Here is a 22,593-nt window from a genome sequence, read left to right as displayed (position 1 = left end):
GCAGCTACTCTTGTGGCAGCCCTTTTTCTTGCGTTTGATCTTTTTCTGCAGACTCCAATTTGGTCAATTTAAACACCAAGATCCCTGCCACAATCACAATAACACCTAAAAGTTTTGTCAAAGAGAATTCTACTTTTTCTAACCCAAGCCAGCCAAGCGAATCAAACAAAAGCGCGCAGCCGAGCTGTGACGTGAGGACAATCGAGATGCCATAAGTCGGTCCAAGACGTTTGATACTTTGAACAAGACAAATGACCACTCCTACCCCAATGGCCCCGCTGATCCAGTACCATGCTTCCATATGTCTTAATCGAAACATGCCAGTCCCCTCTAGTAAGAGCCCCATCAGGAGTGAAGCAATAAAGCCCATTCCAAGAACGAGGGTTGTCGTTGACCAAGAGCCTGTGTGCTCGTTGACCTTACTGTTAAAAATGGTTTGTAAGCTGACGAGTGCGCCAGCCGTGATGGCTAATACTATTCCTATGATCATATATAAATCCCTTCATTTCCTCTATTCATAAATGTTGTGCTCGGCTATTTCTAGGAGCCCTTTGCGGTCACAAATCGTAATCTTTCCTCTCTGCCTTTCTATCAGCCCTTTTTCACAGAATTGCTGAATGACTCGGTTAATATGACGGTAGCTCGTACCGATTAAGCTTGCCGCATCAGTGAGACGAAGGGCGCTCGCGCTGTCGTCATCTGTGACAACAGACAATAAGTAGCTTGCGAGCCTGACCTCCACAGGATATAACAGGTGGAAACTCAAATCGTTTGATTTTGTATAAAATTTGTTTGTGATCCCTTTTAGCAGAAAGGTTAGCATGCGCGGGTCATCCTTCGCATGGCGCATGAGCGCTTGATGAGAAATCCTTAACATATGTACTTCTGTGACCGCTTCGACTGTATTGACCATGTCCGTCTGCTGAACGTATTCGATATCTCCAATCGCTTCAAGGGGATGTTTAAAGCTAAGAATAAAGGTTTTCCCTTCCTTTGTGGTCGTGAAAATCTTTAATTTTCCTTTCACTAACAAGTACAGGTACTCCCTCTTATCCCCTTTTGAACAAACGAGCTCCCCTTGCTCATAGCGCCACAAACTTACGTGTGATATGAGCTTTTGATGAAAGACACTTTCTAATTGATGTGCCTTCATATATGAGGCAAAAAGAGATTCATCTTGAAGTTCCTCCATCTGTCGCCCTCCTTTATAGTTTTAAAATGATCACGCCTGTGACCATCAATAAAATTCCTGCGTAATGTGGCCATTTCATTTTCTTTTTCTGAACACCAAACCATCCTTTTGCATCGATTGCAAAGGTAAAAGCAAGCTGTGCAATCAATAAAGCTGCGATAGTGAGTGTCACACCGATGATTTGAATCGCGGTGACTTCATTAAAAATAATAATCGCTGCAAATGCGCCGCCTATTAAATAAAGTGGCTGCACCTTTCGATATTCTCTGAAGTGTCCGTCTCGTACGATGAGTAAAATGACGAGCGAGATGATAAAGCCGGTCAGCTGCGTGATGGTGGCTGCCTGCCATGTGCCGATATCCTGGCTAATTCTTGCATTGGCTACGCCTTGTAGTGTAATACAAGCGCCTCCTAATAAAGCGAAAATAACACCTTTCATTCGTTCAAAAGCTCCTTCTTTTTTCAGTCTAGTTCCATTAAATGATACATGCCTGCCGGTTGAAAAGGACATATGTCCCACTTTGCGTATTATATCAGAAACTTTTTCTTTTGCAGTTTGTTCGTTTTAGATTTTTCACAGTGGGTACAGTTTTATATCAGCTGAAAACAGAATATTGAATGAATCATATACAAAAAGGAGACATGTCAGAATGAGAAATCAAGAGAAACATTTTATTAACGGAGAATGGGTTGCATCAACAGGAAACGAAACGACAGAGGTCATCAACCCTGCGACAGAGGAAGTCATTGGCACCATTAGCTTAGGAACAAAAGAAGATTTAGATAAGGCAGTGAAAGCAGCTCGTGCCGCCTTCCCTTCTTTCTCCAAAACATCTCGAAATGACCGAGTGAAGATGCTGGAAAACATTGTGCGCGGCTACGAAAAACGCAAAGATGAACTTGTAGAAGTGATGACACAAGAGCTCGGTGCACCGCTAAAAGTATCCGAAGAAGTTCATTACAAAATGGGCTATGAACATTTTTCTAAAGCAGCGGAAGCACTTAAATCTTATACATTTACAGAGGACCGCGGCGGACATACCATTATAAAAGAAGCGATTGGCGTCAGCGGATTGATTACACCGTGGAACTTCCCAACGAATCAGACATCTCTTAAAATCGCAGGTGCCATTGCGGCAGGCTCACCAGTTGTCTTAAAGCCAGCGGAAATTACACCATTTGCTGCGATGATTCTTGCAGAAATTATGGATGAAGCTGGTGTACCGAAAGGAGTCTTCAACTTAGTAAACGGAACGGGTGACGTGATTGGTGACGGCATTAGCTCACATCCTGATATTGACTTTGTTTCATTTACCGGATCAGGTGCCGTCGGCTCTAAAATTATGGAAAACGCGGCGGACAATGTGAAGAAAGTGGCTCTTGAGCTTGGCGGGAAATCCCCTCTTATCGTCTTAGATGATGCAGATGTGGATGTAGCAGCAGAAACCGCTGTTCATCATATTGCGATGAATACAGGTCAAGTGTGTTCTGCAGCTACGCGTGTGCTTATTCCAGAATCAATGAAAGACAAGTTTGAAAAAGCGCTGCTGAACGCCCTGCCGAAGTTTACAGTGGGTGATCCGAGAGAAGATCATGCTACAGGCCCGCTTGTATCTAAAAAGCAATGGGATACCGTGCAATCTTATATTGAAAAAGGAATCGAAGAAGGTGCTACCCTTCTTGCAGGGGGAACTGGAAAGCCGGACGGAATCGATAAAGGATATTTCGCCAAGCATACCATTTTCACCAATGTGAAAAATGACATGACCATTGCACAAGAAGAAATCTTTGGACCGGTCATGAGTGTCATCACGTATCAGGACCTGGATCATGCCCTTGAGATCGCCAATGATACAGTGTATGGCCTTGCTGGGTATGTTGTTGGAAAAGATGAAAAAACATTAAAATATGTCGCTGAACATATTCGTGCTGGCCAAATCACCATTAACAATGCCGAAACAGATTACTTTGCCCCATTTGGCGGCTTCAAGCAATCAGGTATCGGAAGAGAATGGGGAGACTTCGGCATCGAGGAATATTTAGAAGTGAAAGCTGTGATGGGGTTACCAACTGCATAAATCGAGAAGGGGGGAAAACTCTAGGGTTTTTCTCCCCTTTTTATTTAGTAAGAACCCATTTCGAATTTTAAGAACTGCTTACTACTCTCTTATTTATTCTTATCCATAATGATTTTGTATTTTTCGACGGTTGCTTTTGGAGGAAACGATTCTTGTAACTCATCAAACCAAATCTCAATCGTTTGCCCCTGTGACAGCTCTTTAGAATCTACTTTCGTTAAATCGATAATGATGAGATCATCTTTATACTTATCAATAAGTAGATGAGTATTCAACGAATCATCGCTTTTTAGAGGCGTTTTATTGTTTATAAGAAGTAAACTCGTCTCCTCTTTACATAGCAGTATGCCTTTTTTTGAAAAAGGTGCTGTTGTTTTATTCTGATTGTATGAATCCTTTATATTTCCCTTCGGAGAATTGCACGCTACTAATAAAATGAGAAAAATCAAGATGACAAGCCGAAAACATTTTATTTTTTTAAACTTTAGCTGTATCAAATTTCATTCACCCCTTTTCAATTCTTTGCATCGCTTCTTCATGCTAGCATTCTTAGAACAAAACGACCCATTTTTCTTAAGATGCTTTATACAGTTAAACTGATTCACCTTCAAGTTCATTCATCTTATAAAGGTATTAGAAATCTTAATCATGACAATCAATATTATATATTTTACTTAATGGCAAACTTTCGGTAAAGTTCAAATTGAACCTATATATATAATTCCTATCGAATTAATCTATGTTTATATTCCTTGTGAGGTGGATATCGTTGCAACTTCATGTATTGAACAGTCCGTTTAGTCAGCAGCAGGCAGACTTGCTTAATCAGCTGCTTCCGACTTTAACAGATCAACAAAAAATTTGGCTTACCGGTTATTTATCAGCACAGGCAGCTCTAACCGGATCAGAAACAGCTACTCTAGCCCCTTCTCCTTCTGCCGCAGTACCTGCGCAGCCTGTCAGTAAAGATGTGACCGTCATTTATGGCTCACAAACAGGTAATTCCGAAGGATTAGCGAAAAAGACAGCGCAGCATCTTGAGGAGAAAGGTTTTCAAGTGACGCTCTCTTCTATGTCAGATTTTAAACCAAATAATCTGAAAAAAATACACAATTTACTGATGATCGTCAGCACACATGGCGAGGGAGATCCGCCTGATAATGCCCTTTCTTTCCATGAATATGTCCATGGTAGACGTGCGCCAAAGCTCGATCATTTAAACTTTTCTGTTCTTTCACTTGGCGACAGCTCCTACGAATTCTTCTGTCAGACTGGAAAAGAATTTGATGAGCGCTTCAAAGAGCTTGGCGGAACGCGCCTGACAGATCGAGTGGATTGTGACCTTGATTATGATGAGCCGTTTTCGGAATGGCTTCAAGGGGTGACATCGTCACTTAGCGAAGGTGAAGCCGCAGCCTTCCCGCAAGAATCAGCAGGAGAGAGCAACCAAACAGCAGCTACTGAATACTCAAGAACGAATCCTTTTTATGCGGAAGTTCTTGAAAATATCAATCTAAATGGTCGCGGCTCTAACAAAGAGACCCGCCATTTGGAGCTTTCACTAGAAGGATCAGGACTTGTGTATGAACCGGGTGACAGCCTTGGAATTTATCCAACAAATGATCCTGCGCTTGTTGATGAACTGATCACGACATGTGGATGGAATGCAGACGAAGCCGTAACTGTTCATAAAAACGGTGACACTCTTCCTTTAAAAGAAGCACTTACCTCACATTTTGAAATAACAGTATTAACAAAACCTCTTCTTCAAAAGTTGGCGGACTTGACGAAAAGTGAAGCCCTCCATGCCCTTTTAGAAGAAGGAAATGAAGAAAAGTTAAAAGCGTATTTAGCAGGAAGAGATTTAGTCGATGCTGCGCGCAACTTCGGTCCTTTTGAAGGAACAGCCGCAGACTTTACTGCGATTTTAAGAAAAATTCCTGCCCGCCTTTATTCGATTGCAAGCAGCCTGAAAGCGAATGAAGAAGAGGTTCATTTGACGATCGGTGCTGTGAGATATGATGCGCACGGGAGAGAACGTCAAGGTGTCTGCTCCATTCTATGTGCAGAGCGCTTAGAGCCAGGTGATACGCTGCCTGTTTATATTCAGCACAATCAAAACTTTAAGCTTCCTGAAAACCCTGATGCACCGATCATTATGGTGGGACCAGGCACAGGTATCGCCCCTTTCCGTTCGTTTATGCAGGAACGAGAAGAAATCGGTGCAAGCGGAAAGTCGTGGTTATTCTTCGGCGATCAGCACTTTGTGACGGACTTCTTATATCAAACCGAATGGCAAAAGTGGTTAAAAGATGGCGTCTTAACGAAAATGGATGTGGCTTTTTCAAGAGATTCAGAGGAAAAAGTATATGTTCAGCATCAAATGAAGAAGCAAAGTAAAGAATTATTCGAATGGCTGGAGCAAGGTGCGTATGTATATGTTTGCGGAGATGAAAAGCATATGGCGCATGATGTGCATCGTACCCTTCTATCGATTATCCAAGAAGAAGGAGCGATGAGCAAAGAGAAAGCAGAAAGCTATCTAGCTAACTTGCAGCAGCAAAAACGCTATCAGCGCGACGTATATTAATGGACTTGATGCTTGAAAGAAAGGAGCTTTTACTTACATGGTGAAGACAGCATTAACAGCGCCGGATGGACCTCCGAGCGACGTAGAAGAAATCAAAGAAAAAAGTGATTATTTACGGGGTACGTTAAAAGAAGTAATGCTTGATCCGATTTCAGCGGGAATTCCTGATGATGACAACCGCCTGATGAAGCATCACGGCAGCTATTTACAGGATGATCGGGACCTCAGAAATGAACGGCAGAAACAAAAACTTGAGCCTGCCTATCAATTTATGCTGCGTGTACGCCTGCCTGGTGGAATCGCCACATCTAAGCAGTGGCTAGTGATGGATGAGCTTGCTCACACATACGGAAACGGTACGTTAAAGCTGACTACTCGTGAAACCTTTCAGCTTCACGGTATTTTAAAATGGAATATGAAAAAAACCATTCAAGACATTCATTCTACTATGCTTGATACAATTGCTGCTTGCGGCGACGTGAACCGGAATGTCATGTGTACATCAAACCCCTATCAATCAGAAGTGCACCATGATGTATACGAGCTGGCGAAAAAATTAAGTGATGACCTGCTTCCGCAAACAAGAGCGTATCACGAAATTTGGCTTGATGAGGAAAAGGTTGCGGCAACGCCAGATACAGAAGTTGAACCGATGTATGGCCCGCTTTATTTACCAAGGAAATTCAAAATTGGTGTGGCGGTCCCTCCTGCTAATGATATTGATGTCTTTTCGCAGGATTTAGGCTTCATTGCGATCATCGAAAATGAGCAATTAATCGGCTTTAATGTCGCAATTGGCGGCGGAATGGGTATGACTCATGGTGATACAGCGACCTATCCTCAGCTTGCAAAAGTAATTGGCTTTTGTACACCGGAACAAGTTGTAGAGATTGCGAAACAAGTGATTACTATTCAGCGTGACTACGGAAACCGTTCCGTGCGAAAAAATGCCCGCTTTAAATATACAGTGGACCGCCTTGGTCTTGAGAATGTAAAAGAAGAGCTGGAGCGCCGCCTCGGGTTTGCCCTTTTAGGCGCAAGAGATTATCACTTTGATCATAATGGGGACCGCTATGGCTGGGTAAAAGGCATCAATGGCAGATGGCATTATACGATGTTTGTAGAAGGCGGACGTATCACAGATTATGATGATTATCCGCTGATGACGGGCATTCGTGAAATCGCAAAAATTCATACGGGTGACTTCCGCTTAACAGCGAATCAAAATTTGATCATTGGAAATGTCACTTCTCATAAAAAGAAACAAATCGAGCAGCTCATACAGGAGTTCGGTTTATCAGCTGGTCAGCAGCACTCTGCACTCCGCCGCAGTTCAATGGCCTGTGTTTCTCTTCCAACATGCGGCTTAGCAATGGCAGAAGCAGAACGCTACCTCCCGCGCTTGATTGACAAAATTGAAGAGATTGTTGAAGAAAACGGCTTAAGTGATAAAGAAATCACGATTCGTATGACTGGTTGTCCAAATGGCTGTGCCCGCCATGCGCTAGGTGAAATTGGTTTTATCGGCAAATCACCTGGCAAATACAACATGTATCTTGGCGCTGCGTTTGATGGCAGCAGATTAAGTAAGCTGTACCGTGAAAATGTTGGTGAGGAAGAGATTTTAAACGAGCTTGGTTCTCTTCTCCCCCGCTATGCAAAAGAACGAGAAGACCAAGAACATTTCGGTGATTTTGTTGTTCGGGCAGGGATTGTCAAAGAAACAACAGATGGCACGAATTTTCATGTGCAATAGAAAAAGACAGGACACTCTCCTGTCTTTTTTTCAGCCCTAGGAAGAACGAGTACCGGCACGCAGATCTGAACACCGATGCGAGGGCTCTTGTTTACACGCAGTTCTGTTTCCGTTTTAAGTACTCGCAAATGCTTTTGTACACATGAGGATTGTCTAAAGAAGAAAGATCTGGTGAAGGCTGCTGTTCATAAGCTCCTTTTAATAGACGCCGGACGATTTTTCCGTTTCTTGTTTTCGGTAAAGCTGAAATAAGATGAATTTCCTTTGGCGTGAGCGCTTTTCCCGCAAATGAACCAACATGAGTTTTGAGATCTTGAATCAGTTTTGATTCGTCACAAGACTGCGGGCTGGTCACGATGAAGCATACGAGTGCCTCCCCCTTCACCTCATCCTTTACCCCAATGACAGCTGCCTCGTGTACAGCTGGGTGTCCGACAAGAATGGATTCAATTTCTGCTGGACCGACACGTTTTCCTGCTGTATTAATGACATCATCCGACCTGCCAGTGATATGAAACGTGCCATCCTCTGATTGCACCACCCAATCACCATGTGTCCACACCCCATCAAATCGTTTGAAATACGTGTCTTCATAACGCTTAGGATCTTTCCAAAACCCACATGTCATGCCAACCCATGGCTTTTTCACAACGAGCTCTCCTACTTCATTTATGACGCTCTGACCTGCTTCATTATATACATCAGCTGCCATTCCTAAAATCGTCGCATTAAAAAGGACTGGTTTAATTGGGCGAAGCAACGTACTTCCTACAATTCCGCCTGAGACTTCTGTTCCTCCCGAATAGTTTAGAATTGGAATATGCTTATGACCAATTTTATCAAAAAGCCATTGCCATGGTGCTTCATTCCATGGCTCACCTGTAGATATGATGGCTTTGACATGGGGCAGCTTTATACCTGCAAGATCTTGCTGCATCGCAGATCGAACAAACGTAGGTGAAAGACCAAAGTGGGTGACCCTTTGCTTGTGAATGAATGACCAGAGGTGCTGTTCATCTGGATAATCGGGTGCGCCGTCATATAAAACAATCGCAGCTCCATTGATCAAGCCGCCAAAGACGAGAAATGGCCCCATCATCCAGCCCATGTCTGTGAGCCAAAACAAGCGGTCTCCTTTTGCAACGTCCATACAAAGACCGGCATCAAAAGCTGCTTTTACAGGGAATCCTGCGTGTGTATGAACCGCTCCTTTTGGCGTACCAGTCGTTCCAGAAGTGTATAAGATCATGAGAGGCTCTTTATTTGTGAGATAGGTCGGTTCACTTATCGGATTTTCTTTTAACAAATCATTTAGCCTGATATCTCCTTCATATTCAGTATCAGAGGAGGTGTGTACAATGACGGTTTTGACGGTCGTGGTTTTGCCTATGGCTTCTGCTGCACATTCCCGCATATTGATCTTCTTCCCGCGGCGCGTCATGCTTGAGCCTGTGACGACAATGGCTGCACCTGACGCACGAATACGTACGGCAAGAGGCTCGCTTCCATATCCAGAGAAGACGGGGCTAAAGATAACGCCAATTTTTGCAAAGGCTAGCATGACAGCGACCGTTTCAGGAAGCATCGGCATATAAATGACTGCCACATCTCCTTTTTGAAGCCCATTCTTCAAAAAGCCAGCAGCGAGGCGATTCACCTTTTCCTGAAGATCGAGATACGTCCATCTCCTCTCTTCGCCCATCTCGTTTTTCCAAATCACGGCTGGCTGATGCTGCGCTTCTTCGTTCTCTGCCCATTTGTCCACGGCCGTTTCGGTTATGTTGAGTTGGCCGCCTTTATACCAGTTTGGCCACATGAGTGAATCTTGACCTAATGCGGCTTCATACGGCATCTTCCATTTAATACCGACCGCCTTTTCAGCTTCTCTCCAAAACCAATCGGTACGCTCGATACTAGCTTTGTAGAATGCATCATAAGTAGAAAAACCAAGTGAGTGCATCCATTGGTAAAGACGTGTCTGTTTGATCATCTGCTCTTCCGGTTTCCATACTGGTTTCAGGTTCATCATGAGGCTGCCCCCCCTTAGACCGGATAGACCGGATGTTTTCGGCTTGTAAATGTCATCTCTTTTGAGGAATAGGCTTGTAATCGATGACAAAGCTCATCTCGCAGGTGGTCGAACGGGATGACGCCGTCGACAATCATTTCAGATGCAAGCTCATATATATTCATATCTTCTTGATATTCCTTGCGTTTCTCTTGGATAAATGCAGCTCTCTCTTCAGCAGGCAATTCGGCAATCTTATTTGCATAGACAGCATTTACAGCCGCTTCTGGCCCCATGACAGCAATTTGCGCTGATGGAAGAGCAAGACAGCAGTCTGGTTCAAACGCTGGTCCTGCCATTGCATATAAACCTGCACCGTATGCTTTACGCACAATGACCGATATTTTCGGAACGGTTGCCTCTGACATAGCGGAGATCATTTTCGCCCCGTGCCTAATAATGCCAGCTTGTTCCACTTTTGTTCCGATCATAAATCCCGGTATATCCGCAAGGAAAAGGAGCGGGATATGAAAGGCGTCACATAGCTGAATAAACTTGGCAGCTTTGTCAGCTGAGTCATGGAACAGCACCCCGCCTTTTACCCTCGGCTGGTTGGCGATAAGACCGACAGGCTGTCCGTTCATGCGGCCAAAGCCTGTGATCAGCTCTGCGGCAAACAGTTTTTTGATTTCAAAAAATGATCCTTCATCAATGAGTAAATCAATGAGCTGATACATATCAAAAGGGGTATTCTGCCCTTTAGGAATAAGGTCTTGGATGGTCCTCTCAGATGCTTTAGGTGCTTTTGCGGCTGCCAGTTTTGGTTTTTCTGTATAGTTGGCAGGCATGTAGGTTAAATAGTCGCGAGCGATTTGAATGGCTTCTTCCTCGGTTTTGGCTAAAATATCACCACATCCTGATATGCTGCAGTGCATGTTTGCCCCGCCCATTTCTTCAAGTGTTACTTTTTCTCCAATCACCATTTCGGCCATTCTCGGAGAGCCTAAATACATCGAGGCATTCCCTTCGACCATCACAACGATGTCACAAAAAGCAGGAATGTAAGCACCTCCTGCCGCAGAAGGACCAAATAGTAAACAAACTTGCGGGATACGTCCAGACAGCTTCACTTGGTTATAAAAAATGCGTCCCGCTCCTCTTCTGCCTGGAAACATCGCAATTTGATCGGTGATTCTAGCACCCGCAGAGTCGACTAAATACAGCATTGGGCAGTTGAGCTTTTCTGCTGTTTCTTGGATTCTGATGATTTTTTCGACCGTTTTGACGCCCCATGATCCAGCTTTGACAGTAGAATCATTGGCCATAACGCATACGGTTTGCCCATTCATCCGCCCCGTCCCTGTAACAACACCATCTGCTGGTAAATGCTCATCTTTACACTCGGCAAACATCGCATCCTCAATGAACGAATCCTGATCTAATAACAACTGGAGCCGGTCACGGACGAACAATTTTCCTTTTTCTTTGTTTTTTTGATGGTATCGTTCAGCTCCTCCTTTGACAATCCGCTGTTTTTTCACTTCATATTCTTCAATCATGCCCATTCCCCTTTCTTGCTAGTTGCCTCTGTATTGAGGCGTTCGTTTTTCTTGGAAAGCTTGAAGACCCTCCATTCGATCTTCTGTATCAATGAGCCGTACATAGGCTTCGTATTCCTTCATCAAACCTGTACGCAGATCGTGATCAAGACTCATTTGAATCGCTCGTTTCGCTTCTTTTAAAGCAATTGGGCCGTTTTTGGCGATTTGTTTTGCGAGAGAAATGGCGTCATTCATAAGGGAATCTGCTAAAGAGAGGTGCTCAATTAGTCCAATTTGAATGGCTTCTTCAGCTTGTAATGAAGCACCTGTGAAAATGAGTTCTTTTGCTTTACCGAGTCCAATGAGACGAGGAAGCCGCTGCGTACCTCCTGCCCCTGGTATGATAGCTAGTCCTGTTTCTGGCAGACCGAGTCTTGCTCCGGCTCGTGCGATGCGAATATCACAAGCCAGTGCGAGCTCAAGTCCTCCGCCAAGTGCGTGTCCATTCATGACGGCAATGACAGGTACAGGAAGGAATTCAAGTTCTGTAAAGGTTTGCTGAATTGACAGAACTGCCGCTTTTGCTTCTTCTTCTGTCATCAATCGTCGCTCTTTTAAATCAGCACCTGCGCAAAAAACGTTAGAACCAGCTCCTGTCATGAGCAGGCAGCGGATGCTTTCATCATGTTTGATTTCTTGAATGAGTTGATTGATCTCCTCAAGCATCGCAGCAGATAGGGAATTTGCTTGTGCTGGTCTGTTTAAGGTCATGATTCCAATCTGTTCATCTTGTATCGTAAAATTGACCAATGATGTCATGTCACATTCATCCTTTATGAAGTAGTATGAGAGTGAAAAGCGCGTAAACAATGACTAGGCAGGGTTCGATTTACTTTTGATTCGATCCATTCTGCCGCTTTTATCAATGCTGGAAAATCGATATTGGTTTCAATTCCTAGTTTTTGAAGCATATGCACGACATCTTCTGTCGCGACATTTCCACTAGAGCCAGGCGCATATGGACAGCCGCCTAGCCCGCCGCTAGAGGCGTCAAATGTGGTGATTCCAGCTTTTAATGCCGTATAAATATTGGCAAGACCCATCCCTTTCGTATCATGAAAATGAAGAGCGATTTTATCAGCAGGAAAACGTTCAAGTAAAATGTCTAAGCGTCTTTCTACTTGAAGCGGATGGGCTTCTCCAATGGTGTCGCCGAGTGATATTTCATCAATGCCATAAGAAAGCAGCATATCCGTTAACCGCAACACTTGATCCATCGGCACTTGATGTTCATAAGGACAGCCAAACACGGTGGAAATATATGCGCGTGTCTGTTTTCCTGCTACTTTTAAATCAGCTGTCATTTGTTTGATGACAGGAAGTGTTTCGTGGATGGATTGATTCATATTCTTTTTGTTATGTGTTTCACTCGAGGAGATAAACATAGCGCCTGTGTCAAGATTTGCTTCAAAAAAGTGAGCTAAGCCTTTTTCGTTAGGAATGAGTGCTGCATAGGTGATGTCGCCTCTTTTGTGTAAGGATTGGGCTAACTCTTTGGCGTCTTTTAAGGCTGGGACCCATTTAGGATGAACAAATGAGGTGACTTCAATATAAGGAAGCCGGGATGCTGTGAGCAGTTCAATCCATCTTTGTTTCTCACTTGTGTCCAGCCAAGTGGATTCATTTTGCAATCCGTCCCGCGGGCCAACCTCCCTAATAAGTACACGCTTTGGTAATGCCATCTCGCTTCCCCCTATTCTGTCAGCTCTAGAAGAACCTCCCCTTCATCGACAAATTCTCCCTCTCTTTTATACACTTTGCTGATGACACCTGCCTCTTCTGCCACTATTGGAATCTCCATTTTCATTGATTCCAAGATAGCGACCTCCTGCCCTTTTTGCACTTCATCGCCTTGTTTCACAAGAAGCTTCCATAAGTTTCCCGCCATTTGTATCGTGACCGTTTTCATGAACGGTTCCCCTCCCTTTTTTTCATGAGAAAATCGGTTGTGATGCTGCCATGTAAGAAAGTAGATGATTCAGCCATTTCCCTCAAAAGCGGTAAGTTGGTTTTGATCCCTTCTATTTCATATGCTTGTAACGCCTGTTTTAATCGTTCTATTGCAAGTTTTCGTGTATCACCGTAAACGACCATCTTCGCAATCATTGGATCGTAATATGGGGTAATGACGCTCCCGCTTGTCACACTTGATTCATGGCGTATATAGGGAGCTTCTGGTATAGATAGCCGAGTGATTGTTCCTGGTGACGGATAAAAGGTGACGGGATCCTCCGCATAGATTCTGACCTCGATGGCATGCCCGATTTGATGAATGTCCCCCTGATTGAAGGAAAGTGGCTCTGATGCAGCGATTTTCAGTTGCTCCTCGACAAGATCAATACCTGTAATTTCTTCTGTGACAGGGTGCTCTACTTGTAATCTCGTGTTCATCTCTAAAAAGTAAAATTGTTGGTTTTGATCGACTAAACATTCAATTGTCCCTGCATTTTCATAGCCAATGGCTTTGGCTGCTTTCACCGCCACCCGTCCCATCTCTTGTCTTACGGATTCATCGAGACAGGCAGCTGGTGCTTCTTCGATGATTTTCTGGTGTCTTCTCTGGAGTGAACAGTCGCGCTCAAATAAGTGAACCCCGTGGCCGAATGAATCAAAGAGGACCTGGATTTCAATGTGCCGCGCGTCTTCAATGACCTTTTCCATATAAAGCGTCCCGTCGTTAAAAAAACTTTGCGCTCTTTTTTGATTTCCCTCAAAAGCTTTACGCAGCTCCTCATCATTTCGGACAAGCTGCATGCCTATACCTCCGCCTCCGCTTGATGCCTTGAGCATGATCGGATAACCGAGTGACTGCGCTTTACTGACTCCTTCTTCTGCGTCATGGAGAGGTGCTGAAACGCCAGGTACAATGGGGATTCCCGCATGATCCATCGTTTTTCTCGCTTCAATTTTATTCCCCATGCGCTGAATGACCTGTGCAGATGGACCAATAAAAGCGATTCCTTCGCTGCGGCAGCGTTCTGCAAAGGCGGCATTTTCTGATAAAAGGCCATACCCAGGGTGGATGGCGTCTGTATTTGTCTGCTTGGCTACCTCGATGATCACTTCCATGTTTAAATAGCTTTCAGATACTTTTGCACCTCCAATAAGATAGGCGCTGTCTGCTTCTTGCACATGAAGTGCATGCTGATCTGCCTCTGAATAAACAGCCACGGTGTTGATCCCGAGCCTTTTACAAGTCCGAATAATTCGACGAGCAATTTCGCCTCGATTGGCGATCAATACTTTTTTGAACATCGCTGCCCTCACTCCTTTATTAGATCAAGTGCCTGTTTTTTCAGACGAAATTTTTGAATCTTCCCTGAGGCGGTCATCGGATACTCGTCTGTGATGAAAAAATATTTCGGAATTTTGTAGCGTGCCATTTGTGACTGACAGTAGCTGGTTAATGTCTCAATCGTCACCGTGCGACCTTGTTTGAGCCGAATGAAAGCGGCGGCTTCTTCTCCGTAAGTCTCGTCAGGAATACCGACGACCTGTGCATCAAGAATGGCTGGATGCGTGTAAAGAACGTCTTCAATCTCTTTTGGATAAACATTTTCCCCGCCTCTAATGATCATATCTTTCAGCCGTCCTGTGATTTTCACATAGCCATCCTCATCCATCTCCGCTAAATCTCCTGTATGAAGCCACCCGTCCTCATCAATGACTTCATTTGTGGCTTCTTCATTTTTATAGTAGCCTTTCATCACGTGATAGCCTTTCGTGCACAGCTCGCCTTGTTCTCCTCTTGGTACTTCATATGGGGTACCTGGGGCGGTGATTTTTACCTCGATGTGAGGAAGCGCCCGTCCGACTGTTTGAACCCGCCTTTCAAATGAATCATCCGTTCTTGTTTGGGTAATGACAGGTGAGCTTTCAGTCTGGCCGTAGGCAATCGTGAGCTCCTTCAGACCCATTTGTTCAATGACGGCTTTCATCACATGGGATGGGCAGAGAGATCCTGCCATAATGCCGGTGCGTAATGTTGACAGATTGTACTTGTGGAAATTCGGATGATCAAGCTCTGCGATGAACATTGTCGGGACGCCGTGAAGAACCGTGCACTTCTCTTTTTCCACTGTTTGAAGGACTCGCTCTGGGTGGAAAGATTCAATTGGAATGATCGTGCCACCTTTTGCGAGACAAGCAAGTACGCCAAGAACAGACCCAAAGCAATGAAAAAACGGCACGGGGATACACATGCGGTCTTCACGGGTGAGCTTCATGCAATCTGCGATTTGACTGGCATTGCAGACGATGTTTGTATGGCTGAGCATGACACCTTTTGGGTAGCCGGTTGTCCCTGACGTATATTGCATATTAATGACGTCATCAGGCGTCAGCTCCTCCATTCGTTTCTCCCATTCATCATCCCCCGTTCTTTTGGCAGCAGCTTGAATACTGTCCCAGCTGCGCATGCCCTTTGGCGTGTGCTCGCCAATATAAACGACACTTTTTAAATATGGAAATGCTGTTGAAGTGATCTCGCCCTGATGAGCTGTTTGGAGCTCTGAGATGAGGTCTTCAAGCATTCTGACATAGGATGTCTCTTTAAACCCGTCTACGATAAACAGCATGCTGCTATCAGAGTGCTTTAGTAAGTAAGCGAGTTCTTGTGATTGAAAGTTCGTATTCACGGTGACAAGAACGGCTCCAATAGAAGCGCAGGCGAATTGCAGCATGAGCCATTCAGGTACATTGGGTGCCATAATGGCGATATGATCTCCTTTTTGAACGCCTAATGCCATAAGACCTTTCCCTGTTTCCTTGACCTCTTTAAAAAACGCTTCGTATGAATAACGTAATGAACGTTCTGGATACACAATGGCTTCATGTGCTGGGTGCTGCTCCTTTTTCTCTTTTAATAGGGAGCCAATCGTTTGTGGATGAATCGACATCATGAATTTCCTCCTCCACCAATAGTAAGCGTTTTCATAACAGAATTAAGCTAACAATTGTCTTGCGATGACTAAACGCTGAATTTCAGAGGTGCCTTCTCCAATTTCCATGAGCTTGGCATCTCTCACAAGCCGTTCTACCCCGCACTCTTTCATATAGCCTGTTCCTCCGTGAATTTGGACAGCATCAAGACTTGCTTTTGTCGCCATTTCTGAAGCGAAAAGCTTGGCATAGGCAGCTTCTTTTGTAAATGGCTTGCCATGATCTTTCAGCCAGGCGGCTTTCCACACCATTTGTCTAGCGAGTTCTATTTGCATCGCCATATCTGCCAGCTTAAACTGAATGGCTTGGAAGGAAGAAAGGGTCTGCCCAAATTGCTTTCTTTCCTTAGCATAGGATAGTGAGGCATCAAGTGCAGCCTGCGCGATGCCAACTGATAAGGCAGCAATGGATATGCGTCCTCCGTCTAAAGTGTATAAAAATTGCTTGAAGCCTTTGTTTGGATCTCCTAATATATGATGTGCTGGTACACGTACGTTGTCTAAAATGATTTCAGCCGTATCTGAACCGCGCACCCCCATTTTGTCATATGGATTTGTAATGGTCAGCCCTTTTTGCCCTTTTTCTACAATGAAGGCGGAGATGATTGGACGGCCGTGCTCATCGTGATCCGATACGGCGGTAACGATAATGGTTCTGGCAAAATTGGCGTTTGTGATCCAGCACTTCTCCCCGCTGATCACATATTCTTGTCCGTCTTTGACCGCTTTTGTTTTTGTCCCTTTAGCATCTGATCCTGCATTTGGTTCCGTTAATCCGAAGGAACCGAGTGCTGTTCCAGAGGCCAGCGGGACGAGGTGATCCATTTTTTGTTCCTCTGTACCGAAGTAATACAGCGGGCTTGCGCCTAAGGAAACGGCCGCGGCATAGCTAAGACCTGTACTGGCACACTGTTTTCCGATTTCTTCTACAGCGAGCGCATATGAGATTGTATCTCCACTTGAGCCTCCGTATTTCTCTGGAAAAGGAATACCCATCAAGCCGAGCTCCCCCATTTTTTGAAAAGTTTGGGCTGGGAATACAGCCTGTTCATCAATGGTTTGAGCGAGTGGTGCAATTTCTTCCTTGGCGAATTCTTTGACCATCTGCCGAATCATTTGTTGTTCTTTCGTTAATTCAAAATCCATCATGTTTCCCCCTTTGGCTCTTTTCTATCATATTTATTAATCAAGTGGCTGCTTCATGCCAAGCTTGGCTGAATTCAGAAAATTAAAACAAAAATAATAGAAAAAAGCATGAACGAAGAAAATCCTCATTCATGCTTTTTCGTTATCTCACTCTTTTTGTAGAAGGTTTGCTTTCGTGATGAAGACGATTGAGAGCCGTTACTTTGTAAGTATTACTCTTATTCTGGTGAACTGAAAGATCTTTGACAGATGTCAGCGTACCAGTTTCTTTTCTAACAGTTTGAAGCAACTCATATGTTCCTTTCGTCGTCAATCGATAGACTGCATAATAGGATGCGGTAGATTGCGGATCATTTTTGATCTGTAAAGCTGCACCATCTGCTGTTTTTTTAATAGATTGAATGATTGGTTTTTTTGGCGCTTTCTGATGAAGCCAAGGCATTTCTGGAATGAGAGCCGGTTTACGGTACGCATCTTCTATCAATCGATTTTTGACATTCAAAGGGTTACGGTTGATATCCTTTAGGCTAAAGTGCATGCTTCCCTGTACGAGAGGTGACTGTCTGTTTAGTTTGATCTGCCGAAAGTATTCTTCTGGATCTGACCAAGCAGGATCACTGTTTTGATTAATTTTATACGTCGCCTGACCAATGTACAGGTGAACAGGCTCTCCCTTCACTTCATTTGACCACCATTTCGTGAGCACGTCATAGGCGGCTGCCTGAAAACCGATGCTCCAGTAAATTTGCGGGGTGACATAGTCGATATCATGCTGCTGAATCCACTCTCTTGTATCAGCATACAAATCATCGTAATTGGTCATCCCTGCTGTGGTATTTGAACCAGTCGGGTCATCCTTTATGTTGCGCCATACTCCAAATGGGCTAATACCAAATTTCACATACGGCTTTACTTTCTTCACGGTGTCGTTGATTTGTTTGACCAATTGGTTCACATTATCTCTTCGCCAATCTTCTATATGAGTAAATGCCTTTTTTCCATATGTTTCATACGTTTCTTGATCTGGGAACGGCACACCGGCTATTTTATTCGGGTAAAAATAATCATCCATATGCACTGCATCAATATCGTAGTTTTTCACGACTTCTTCTATACCGCCGACAATGAACTTCTGAGCTTTTGGAATGCCTGGATTGAAATAAAGCTGATTTCCGTACGCAATGGTCCAATCAGGATGTTTTTTTGCCGGGTGATCGGCTGATAAACGGCTGAGATCGGTATGATTCATTGTGATGCGATACGGGTTAAACCAAGCGTGAAATTCGAGCCCGCGTTTATGAGCTTCTTCGATCATGAATTCAAGCGGGTCATACCCGGGATCTTTCCCTTGCGTGCCGGTTAAATATTCGGACCACGGCCCGTATGCCGAAGGGTAAAAGGCATCTGCTGTCGGTTTAATTTGCATGATCACGGCATTCATATTCATCGCTTTGATCTCATCTAACAAATGAATAAACTCTTCTTTTTGCTCTTTGACAGGCAGCCCTTTCTTTGAAGGCCAATCTAAATTATAAACCGATGCGATCCATACTGCGCGCATCTCTCTTGTGCTTTCAAGCTTCCCTTTTGGGATTGGACGAGCTAGACTGCTAGAAGGAATCAATAAGAATACAAACATTAAAATTATTGTTAGACACGTCATACAGATCTTTTTCACCATTTTTTGCATCACCTCATCATCAGTTTATTCCGCTTTTTGAGATCGAATGCCAGCAGATGGTGTCAGCAGGATGTTTTTCATTTCCTTGAGCTGGGCTTCAGGTATGTCGCAAGCCTCGATTAAATACCGCTCTGCACTCCCGTATGTCTCCATCATTTCGTTTAGCACATCTTCCAGATAATCTTGCTGCACACCGAGAAGCGGCTGAATTTGCTCTTTTGATACCCGATATAAACTCATCATCCGGACAAATCGCTGCTGCCTTCTGACAAGCATTTTCACCCCTTCGTTAGAGCGCATGTATTCACTTAAAACGGCAGACATCGGTACACCTGCTGCTAATTGAATGAGGGCAGATAAAAAGCCTGTCCGGTCCTTACCGCTTGTGCAGTGAAGCATCAGCGGGTAATTGCTTTTATCTGAAAGCAGTGTGAACAGTTGCTGAATTTCTTCTTTACGCTCTGTGAGCATGCTTTGATATAAATCCTTCATAATCGGTGTGAAAGTGAAAGATTTCCCTTCTGCTACCAGCATACGAAACATGGTCCATTTACTTGGCATCTTACTGTCAGGATGCATGGGAATATGGACGATTTTGTTATGTTCCTTGATCTTTGGCGGATGTGATTTGCGTTCTGAGGCTGTACGAAGATCACAAACGGTTTGAATCCCAAGGGTCGAAAACGTCTCGATATCTTGTTTCGTCAGACGGGACAAATCTGCGGATCGATAAATCATCCCCTCCCTGATCACCATTTCATCTGTTGTGTGAAGTCCCCCTACTTCTCTAAAATTCGCAAGCTTTGAAAATGGGTTGTTTGATTGATTCATAGAAGTGAAAGTCCTTTCCGTTACGTTCTTTTCTCTATCATACGCTTTTATCGAGATGGGGAAAAGAGAAGCCATTTGGTATAATGGAAAAAGGACATACGGTTGGATTGGAGAAATGTAGCATGATCAAAACAAAACGGATTCAGCAAATCAAAGAGTATGTGTTTGACCGGGAATCTGCCTCACTGGATGAGCTTGTGGCGCATTTTGGCGTTTCAAAAAACACGATACGCCGAGATGTACAAGCATTGGTCGAGTCCGGCGTGCTCAAAAAAGTATATGGCGGAGTGGCTGTGAATCATTCAACATTAGTAGTATATCAGGAGCGAAAGACCCGTCAGCTGAGTAAAAAGCAATTGATTGGTCAAACAGCAGCTGCTTTTGTGGAAAATGGGGATATGATTTTTGTTGATTCTGGTACGACAACACTTGAGATGCTTCCCTATTTGACTGAGAAACAGGTGACTGTTGTGACCAATAATGTAGATTTCATCACACAGGCGATGCCTTATGAGAATCTCACTATCTTTTCCACCGGCGGGATGCTTGAGAGAAAAACGAATTCATTCGTTGGCTATCAAAGTGTAGAGCGTTTGAAAGCTTACAATGTCAATAAAGCCTTTATCGCATCAACTGGTTTATCCATTGATCACGGCGTCACGAATTCGTCCCCGCTTGAAACGGATATTAAAAAGACGGTTGTTGAAAAAAGTGCCAAAACGTTTTTATTAGTGGATGATAGTAAATTTAATCATTACGCTTTGACCACATTTTGTCATTTGCAAGATCTTGATGTCGTCGTGACGAATAAACAGCCAAGTGAAAATTATCTTCAATATGGAAAAGAGCATGATGTACGGTTTGTCACGCCTTCATCAAAATAGATGGATCACAAAACAACGGCTCAGGAATTTGAGCCGTTGTTTGATTCATTCATTTCAAGCTGCATGATCAGGCGGAATAAAAAGCGGTACACGGCTGAGATGACTTCAATGAAGGGCATATCTTCATGGATGTCCTCAAGCTCAAGAAGCTGTAAATTCACATCAAACAAGCCGTCTTGCCCATTAAATTGAAGCTGCGCACCATTTAATGAAGCCAGCATGTCCTTTAGAATGCCTGTGTCTTTTTTAGGACGTTTGAAACCGAATAACACGGTATACGTTTGAAATACTTCGTCCCATTCAATGGCTAATCCATCGACTCTCACCACATCAAACCACTTTGATTCGATATAAATGAATTCTTTTTGATGTTGTTTTACATATGTAAGCGGTGTGTTTAGAAATGAGGCGCCCTCTGATTGAATCATGTCCTCGGATTCTTTGTCTACACGCTCTATATATACATCGCTAAAGCGTGCCTCTTCCTTTATTCTTGCACCCTCTAAAGGCCAATTGTGGCGCGCCGCTTCGTCATATTCAAAGTCTGTCAGCGCTTGTCCTTCTTTCAATAGATCTTGTAAGCGATTTTGTAGCGACATGGCTATGTCTCCTTTCTTCTCCTTCATGTGCGTGTATTATTTTAGCATAACTCATGAAAAGAAAGATATGGATCAGCATATGATGGTATGATAGTGTCAAAAGATACATCTCGGAGGGGTACGTTTTGCTCACAATGACACTGGCAGAAAAAATCGTAGACGAGGTCAAAAAGGTGCTGACTGAGGAAATCATCATTACACAAACAAACGGCACCATCATAGCGGCAACAGATCCAGCGCGCATTGGTCAATTTCATGAAGGAGCATATTTGACATCCTTTGAAGGACAAAAACGAATCCTTACAAAGGATGATGAGCAGCGAATGAAAGGGGTCAAAGCTGGCATCAATCTGCCTATTTATTTTAAGCAAGAGGTCATTGGTGTAATTGGGATGACAGGAAATCCTGTCCATGTCTCTCCATTTGGCGAAATATTACGAAAAATGACCGAATTGCTTATTCAAGAACATGAATTTTTTCTAGAAACGGAAACCGATGAACGGCAGCTTGAAGCGTTTGTGTTCGACTGGCTTCATCTGCCAGAGACAGCCATCGATCTCACTGAAAAAGCAGCGCGGCTTCAGCTTGATATCAATAAGCAGCGTGCGGTCGTCCTCATTGATTGTCACGATGAATCGTTTATGAAGCAGGATCAATACAAAAAAGTGAAGGAAATGCTGCATCTCACCAATCAGGAAATGATCGTCCGCTGGGGACATGCCCGCTTTTTGCTCATGCTACAAACCTCGGCAAATGACCGTGATACTTTGCGGCAGCGTCTTTTTTACATCCATGCTGCGCTCACCGCACATCCTAAGTCAAAGGTTTTGATAGGTGCGGGAAAACCTGCAGCTGGACAGATGATGAAGCAATCATTTCATCAAGCCTTTCGTGCTTTAAAAATGGCGAATGCAGATACACCGATTGTGTTTGATGAGGATTTAACACTTGAACTTTTTATAGAAGAAGTGAGTCAAGAAACAAAAGAAGTGTTCCTTGATCGAACGATTGTCCCGCTTCTCCCCTACCCTGAACTAGTGAAAACATTGCGTGTACTCATGACGTCAGATTGCTCATTGAAATATACTGCGGAAGCGATGCACGTACATATCAATACACTGCATTACAGGCTAAAACGTATCCAAGATTTAACGACACTTGATCCGAAACGCATGCAAGATGCGATGCTCTTTTATTTAGCTTTGATGCTATTAGATCATCATCCAAATAAACGAGGCGAACAGCCCGATATTTTGTAGAATCGTCCATAGGCATGAGGCGATTCTT

At 43.9% G+C, this 22,593-nt stretch carries 20 protein-coding genes; 5 read left to right on the top strand and 15 right to left on the bottom strand.

Annotated features, from left to right (window positions below; genetic code table 11):
• Positions 1–4: 4 nt before the first annotated feature.
• From MHH40_RS01380 to MHH40_RS01370, 3 genes are read right to left on the bottom strand one after another with little or no spacing between them, the layout of a single operon-like run.
• The gene (locus MHH40_RS01380; RefSeq protein ID WP_050944844.1) at positions 5–490 is read right to left on the bottom strand and encodes a DMT family transporter; all 486 of its coding nucleotides are present in this window, start codon (positions 488–490) and stop codon (positions 5–7) included.
• 21 nt (positions 491–511) lie between these two features.
• Positions 512–1,192 carry a Crp/Fnr family transcriptional regulator gene (locus MHH40_RS01375; RefSeq protein WP_050944843.1) on the bottom strand — a complete coding sequence of 227 codons (681 nt, stop codon included), beginning with the start codon at positions 1,190–1,192 and terminating at the stop codon, positions 512–514.
• 13 nt (positions 1,193–1,205) lie between these two features.
• Positions 1,206–1,631, bottom strand: coding sequence for a DMT family transporter (locus MHH40_RS01370; RefSeq protein ID WP_012010174.1), 426 nt, complete (start codon positions 1,629–1,631; stop codon positions 1,206–1,208).
• A gap of 211 nt (positions 1,632–1,842) precedes the next feature.
• Here MHH40_RS01370 and MHH40_RS01365 point away from each other — a divergent pair, with 211 nt between their 5' ends.
• On the top strand, positions 1,843–3,270 hold the full coding sequence (locus MHH40_RS01365) for an aldehyde dehydrogenase family protein (RefSeq protein WP_050944842.1): 1,428 nt from the start codon (positions 1,843–1,845) through the stop codon (positions 3,268–3,270).
• 89 nt (positions 3,271–3,359) lie between these two features.
• Here MHH40_RS01365 and MHH40_RS01360 read toward each other — a convergent pair whose 3' ends face one another.
• Complete coding sequence (locus MHH40_RS01360; RefSeq protein WP_233421739.1) at positions 3,360–3,719, bottom strand: DUF3221 domain-containing protein; 360 nt, start codon at positions 3,717–3,719, stop codon at positions 3,360–3,362.
• 320 nt (positions 3,720–4,039) lie between these two features.
• Between MHH40_RS01360 and MHH40_RS01355 the strand changes: the two genes are divergently transcribed.
• Positions 4,040–5,860, top strand: coding sequence for an assimilatory sulfite reductase (NADPH) flavoprotein subunit (locus tag MHH40_RS01355; protein ID WP_340900560.1), 1,821 nt, complete (start codon positions 4,040–4,042; stop codon positions 5,858–5,860).
• 37 nt (positions 5,861–5,897) lie between these two features.
• On the top strand, positions 5,898–7,616 hold the full coding sequence (gene cysI / locus MHH40_RS01350) for an assimilatory sulfite reductase (NADPH) hemoprotein subunit (RefSeq protein ID WP_050944839.1): 1,719 nt from the start codon (positions 5,898–5,900) through the stop codon (positions 7,614–7,616).
• Positions 7,617–7,707: 91 nt separating this feature from the next.
• On the opposite strand, the gene MHH40_RS01345 is transcribed toward cysI, so the two are convergent.
• From MHH40_RS01345 to MHH40_RS01300, 10 genes are all read right to left on the bottom strand, one after another.
• Positions 7,708–9,645, bottom strand: a complete 1,938-nt coding sequence (locus MHH40_RS01345; RefSeq protein ID WP_050944838.1) for an AMP-binding protein — start codon at positions 9,643–9,645, stop codon at positions 7,708–7,710.
• A gap of 14 nt (positions 9,646–9,659) precedes the next feature.
• The gene (locus MHH40_RS01340) at positions 9,660–11,183 is read right to left on the bottom strand and encodes an acyl-CoA carboxylase subunit beta (RefSeq protein ID WP_106918384.1); all 1,524 of its coding nucleotides are present in this window, start codon (positions 11,181–11,183) and stop codon (positions 9,660–9,662) included.
• 18 nt (positions 11,184–11,201) lie between these two features.
• Complete coding sequence (locus MHH40_RS01335; RefSeq protein WP_050944836.1) at positions 11,202–11,984, bottom strand: enoyl-CoA hydratase; 783 nt, start codon at positions 11,982–11,984, stop codon at positions 11,202–11,204.
• 14 nt (positions 11,985–11,998) lie between these two features.
• Positions 11,999–12,907 (bottom strand): hydroxymethylglutaryl-CoA lyase, encoded by a 909-nt coding sequence (locus MHH40_RS01330; RefSeq protein ID WP_050944835.1) that lies wholly within the window; start codon positions 12,905–12,907, stop codon positions 11,999–12,001.
• Positions 12,908–12,918: 11 nt separating this feature from the next.
• Entirely contained in the window at positions 12,919–13,134 is a 216-nt protein-coding gene (locus MHH40_RS01325; RefSeq protein WP_050944834.1) for an acetyl-CoA carboxylase biotin carboxyl carrier protein subunit, read from the bottom strand.
• Positions 13,131–14,480 carry an acetyl-CoA carboxylase biotin carboxylase subunit gene (locus tag MHH40_RS01320; protein WP_050944833.1) on the bottom strand — a complete coding sequence of 450 codons (1,350 nt, stop codon included), beginning with the start codon at positions 14,478–14,480 and terminating at the stop codon, positions 13,131–13,133. The genes MHH40_RS01325 and MHH40_RS01320 overlap by 4 nt, the downstream gene beginning before the upstream one ends.
• Positions 14,481–14,488: 8 nt before the next feature.
• Positions 14,489–16,126 (bottom strand): AMP-binding protein, encoded by a 1,638-nt coding sequence (locus MHH40_RS01315; RefSeq protein WP_050944832.1) that lies wholly within the window; start codon positions 16,124–16,126, stop codon positions 14,489–14,491.
• Positions 16,127–16,168: 42 nt separating this feature from the next.
• Entirely contained in the window at positions 16,169–17,311 is a 1,143-nt protein-coding gene (locus tag MHH40_RS01310; RefSeq protein ID WP_050944831.1) for an acyl-CoA dehydrogenase family protein, read from the bottom strand.
• Between the two features lie 142 nt (positions 17,312–17,453).
• Entirely contained in the window at positions 17,454–18,992 is a 1,539-nt protein-coding gene (locus MHH40_RS01305; RefSeq protein ID WP_050944830.1) for a glycoside hydrolase family 10 protein, read from the bottom strand.
• A 24-nt stretch (positions 18,993–19,016) separates the two neighbouring features.
• A complete protein-coding gene (locus MHH40_RS01300; protein WP_050944829.1) occupies positions 19,017–19,823 on the bottom strand; it encodes a tyrosine-protein phosphatase in 807 nt (268 codons plus the stop codon).
• Between the two features lie 122 nt (positions 19,824–19,945).
• Here MHH40_RS01300 and MHH40_RS01295 point away from each other — a divergent pair, with 122 nt between their 5' ends.
• Positions 19,946–20,707, top strand: a complete 762-nt coding sequence (locus tag MHH40_RS01295; RefSeq protein WP_050944828.1) for a DeoR/GlpR family DNA-binding transcription regulator — start codon at positions 19,946–19,948, stop codon at positions 20,705–20,707.
• A 20-nt stretch (positions 20,708–20,727) separates the two neighbouring features.
• On the opposite strand, the gene MHH40_RS01290 is transcribed toward MHH40_RS01295, so the two are convergent.
• Positions 20,728–21,306, bottom strand: a complete 579-nt coding sequence (locus MHH40_RS01290) for a hypothetical protein (protein WP_050944827.1) — start codon at positions 21,304–21,306, stop codon at positions 20,728–20,730.
• Positions 21,307–21,431: 125 nt separating this feature from the next.
• Here MHH40_RS01290 and MHH40_RS01285 point away from each other — a divergent pair, with 125 nt between their 5' ends.
• Positions 21,432–22,565: a CdaR family transcriptional regulator gene (locus MHH40_RS01285; RefSeq protein ID WP_050944826.1), complete on the top strand. Its 1,134-nt coding sequence runs from the start codon at positions 21,432–21,434 to the stop codon at positions 22,563–22,565.
• The last annotated feature ends 28 nt before the right edge of the window (positions 22,566–22,593 follow it).

Source organism: Bacillus sp. FSL K6-2431, from assembly GCF_038005165.1.
Taxonomy (GTDB): Bacteria; Bacillota; Bacilli; order Bacillales; family Bacillaceae; genus Bacillus; species Bacillus pumilus.
Note: the sequence above shows the minus strand (reverse complement) of the source record. Positions and strands in the feature narration are given on the sequence as shown.

Coding starts and splice junctions, on each gene's coding strand:
- MHH40_RS01380 (WP_050944844.1), bottom strand. CDS start 490: ATGATCATAGGAATAGTATTAGCCATCACGGCTGGCGCACTCGTCAGC.
- MHH40_RS01375 (WP_050944843.1), bottom strand. CDS start 1,192: ATGGAGGAACTTCAAGATGAATCTCTTTTTGCCTCATATATGAAGGCA.
- MHH40_RS01370 (WP_012010174.1), bottom strand. CDS start 1,631: ATGAAAGGTGTTATTTTCGCTTTATTAGGAGGCGCTTGTATTACACTA.
- MHH40_RS01365 (WP_050944842.1), top strand. CDS start 1,843: ATGAGAAATCAAGAGAAACATTTTATTAACGGAGAATGGGTTGCATCA.
- cysI (WP_050944839.1), top strand. CDS start 5,898: ATGGTGAAGACAGCATTAACAGCGCCGGATGGACCTCCGAGCGACGTA.
- MHH40_RS01345 (WP_050944838.1), bottom strand. CDS start 9,645: ATGATGAACCTGAAACCAGTATGGAAACCGGAAGAGCAGATGATCAAA.
- MHH40_RS01340 (WP_106918384.1), bottom strand. CDS start 11,183: ATGATTGAAGAATATGAAGTGAAAAAACAGCGGATTGTCAAAGGAGGA.
- MHH40_RS01335 (WP_050944836.1), bottom strand. CDS start 11,984: ATGACATCATTGGTCAATTTTACGATACAAGATGAACAGATTGGAATC.
- MHH40_RS01330 (WP_050944835.1), bottom strand. CDS start 12,907: ATGGCATTACCAAAGCGTGTACTTATTAGGGAGGTTGGCCCGCGGGAC.
- MHH40_RS01325 (WP_050944834.1), bottom strand. CDS start 13,134: ATGAAAACGGTCACGATACAAATGGCGGGAAACTTATGGAAGCTTCTT.
- MHH40_RS01320 (WP_050944833.1), bottom strand. CDS start 14,480: ATGTTCAAAAAAGTATTGATCGCCAATCGAGGCGAAATTGCTCGTCGA.
- MHH40_RS01315 (WP_050944832.1), bottom strand. CDS start 16,126: ATGATGTCGATTCATCCACAAACGATTGGCTCCCTATTAAAAGAGAAA.
- MHH40_RS01310 (WP_050944831.1), bottom strand. CDS start 17,311: ATGGATTTTGAATTAACGAAAGAACAACAAATGATTCGGCAGATGGTC.
- MHH40_RS01305 (WP_050944830.1), bottom strand. CDS start 18,992: ATGGTGAAAAAGATCTGTATGACGTGTCTAACAATAATTTTAATGTTT.
- MHH40_RS01300 (WP_050944829.1), bottom strand. CDS start 19,823: ATGAATCAATCAAACAACCCATTTTCAAAGCTTGCGAATTTTAGAGAA.
- MHH40_RS01295 (WP_050944828.1), top strand. CDS start 19,946: ATGATCAAAACAAAACGGATTCAGCAAATCAAAGAGTATGTGTTTGAC.
- MHH40_RS01290 (WP_050944827.1), bottom strand. CDS start 21,306: ATGTCGCTACAAAATCGCTTACAAGATCTATTGAAAGAAGGACAAGCG.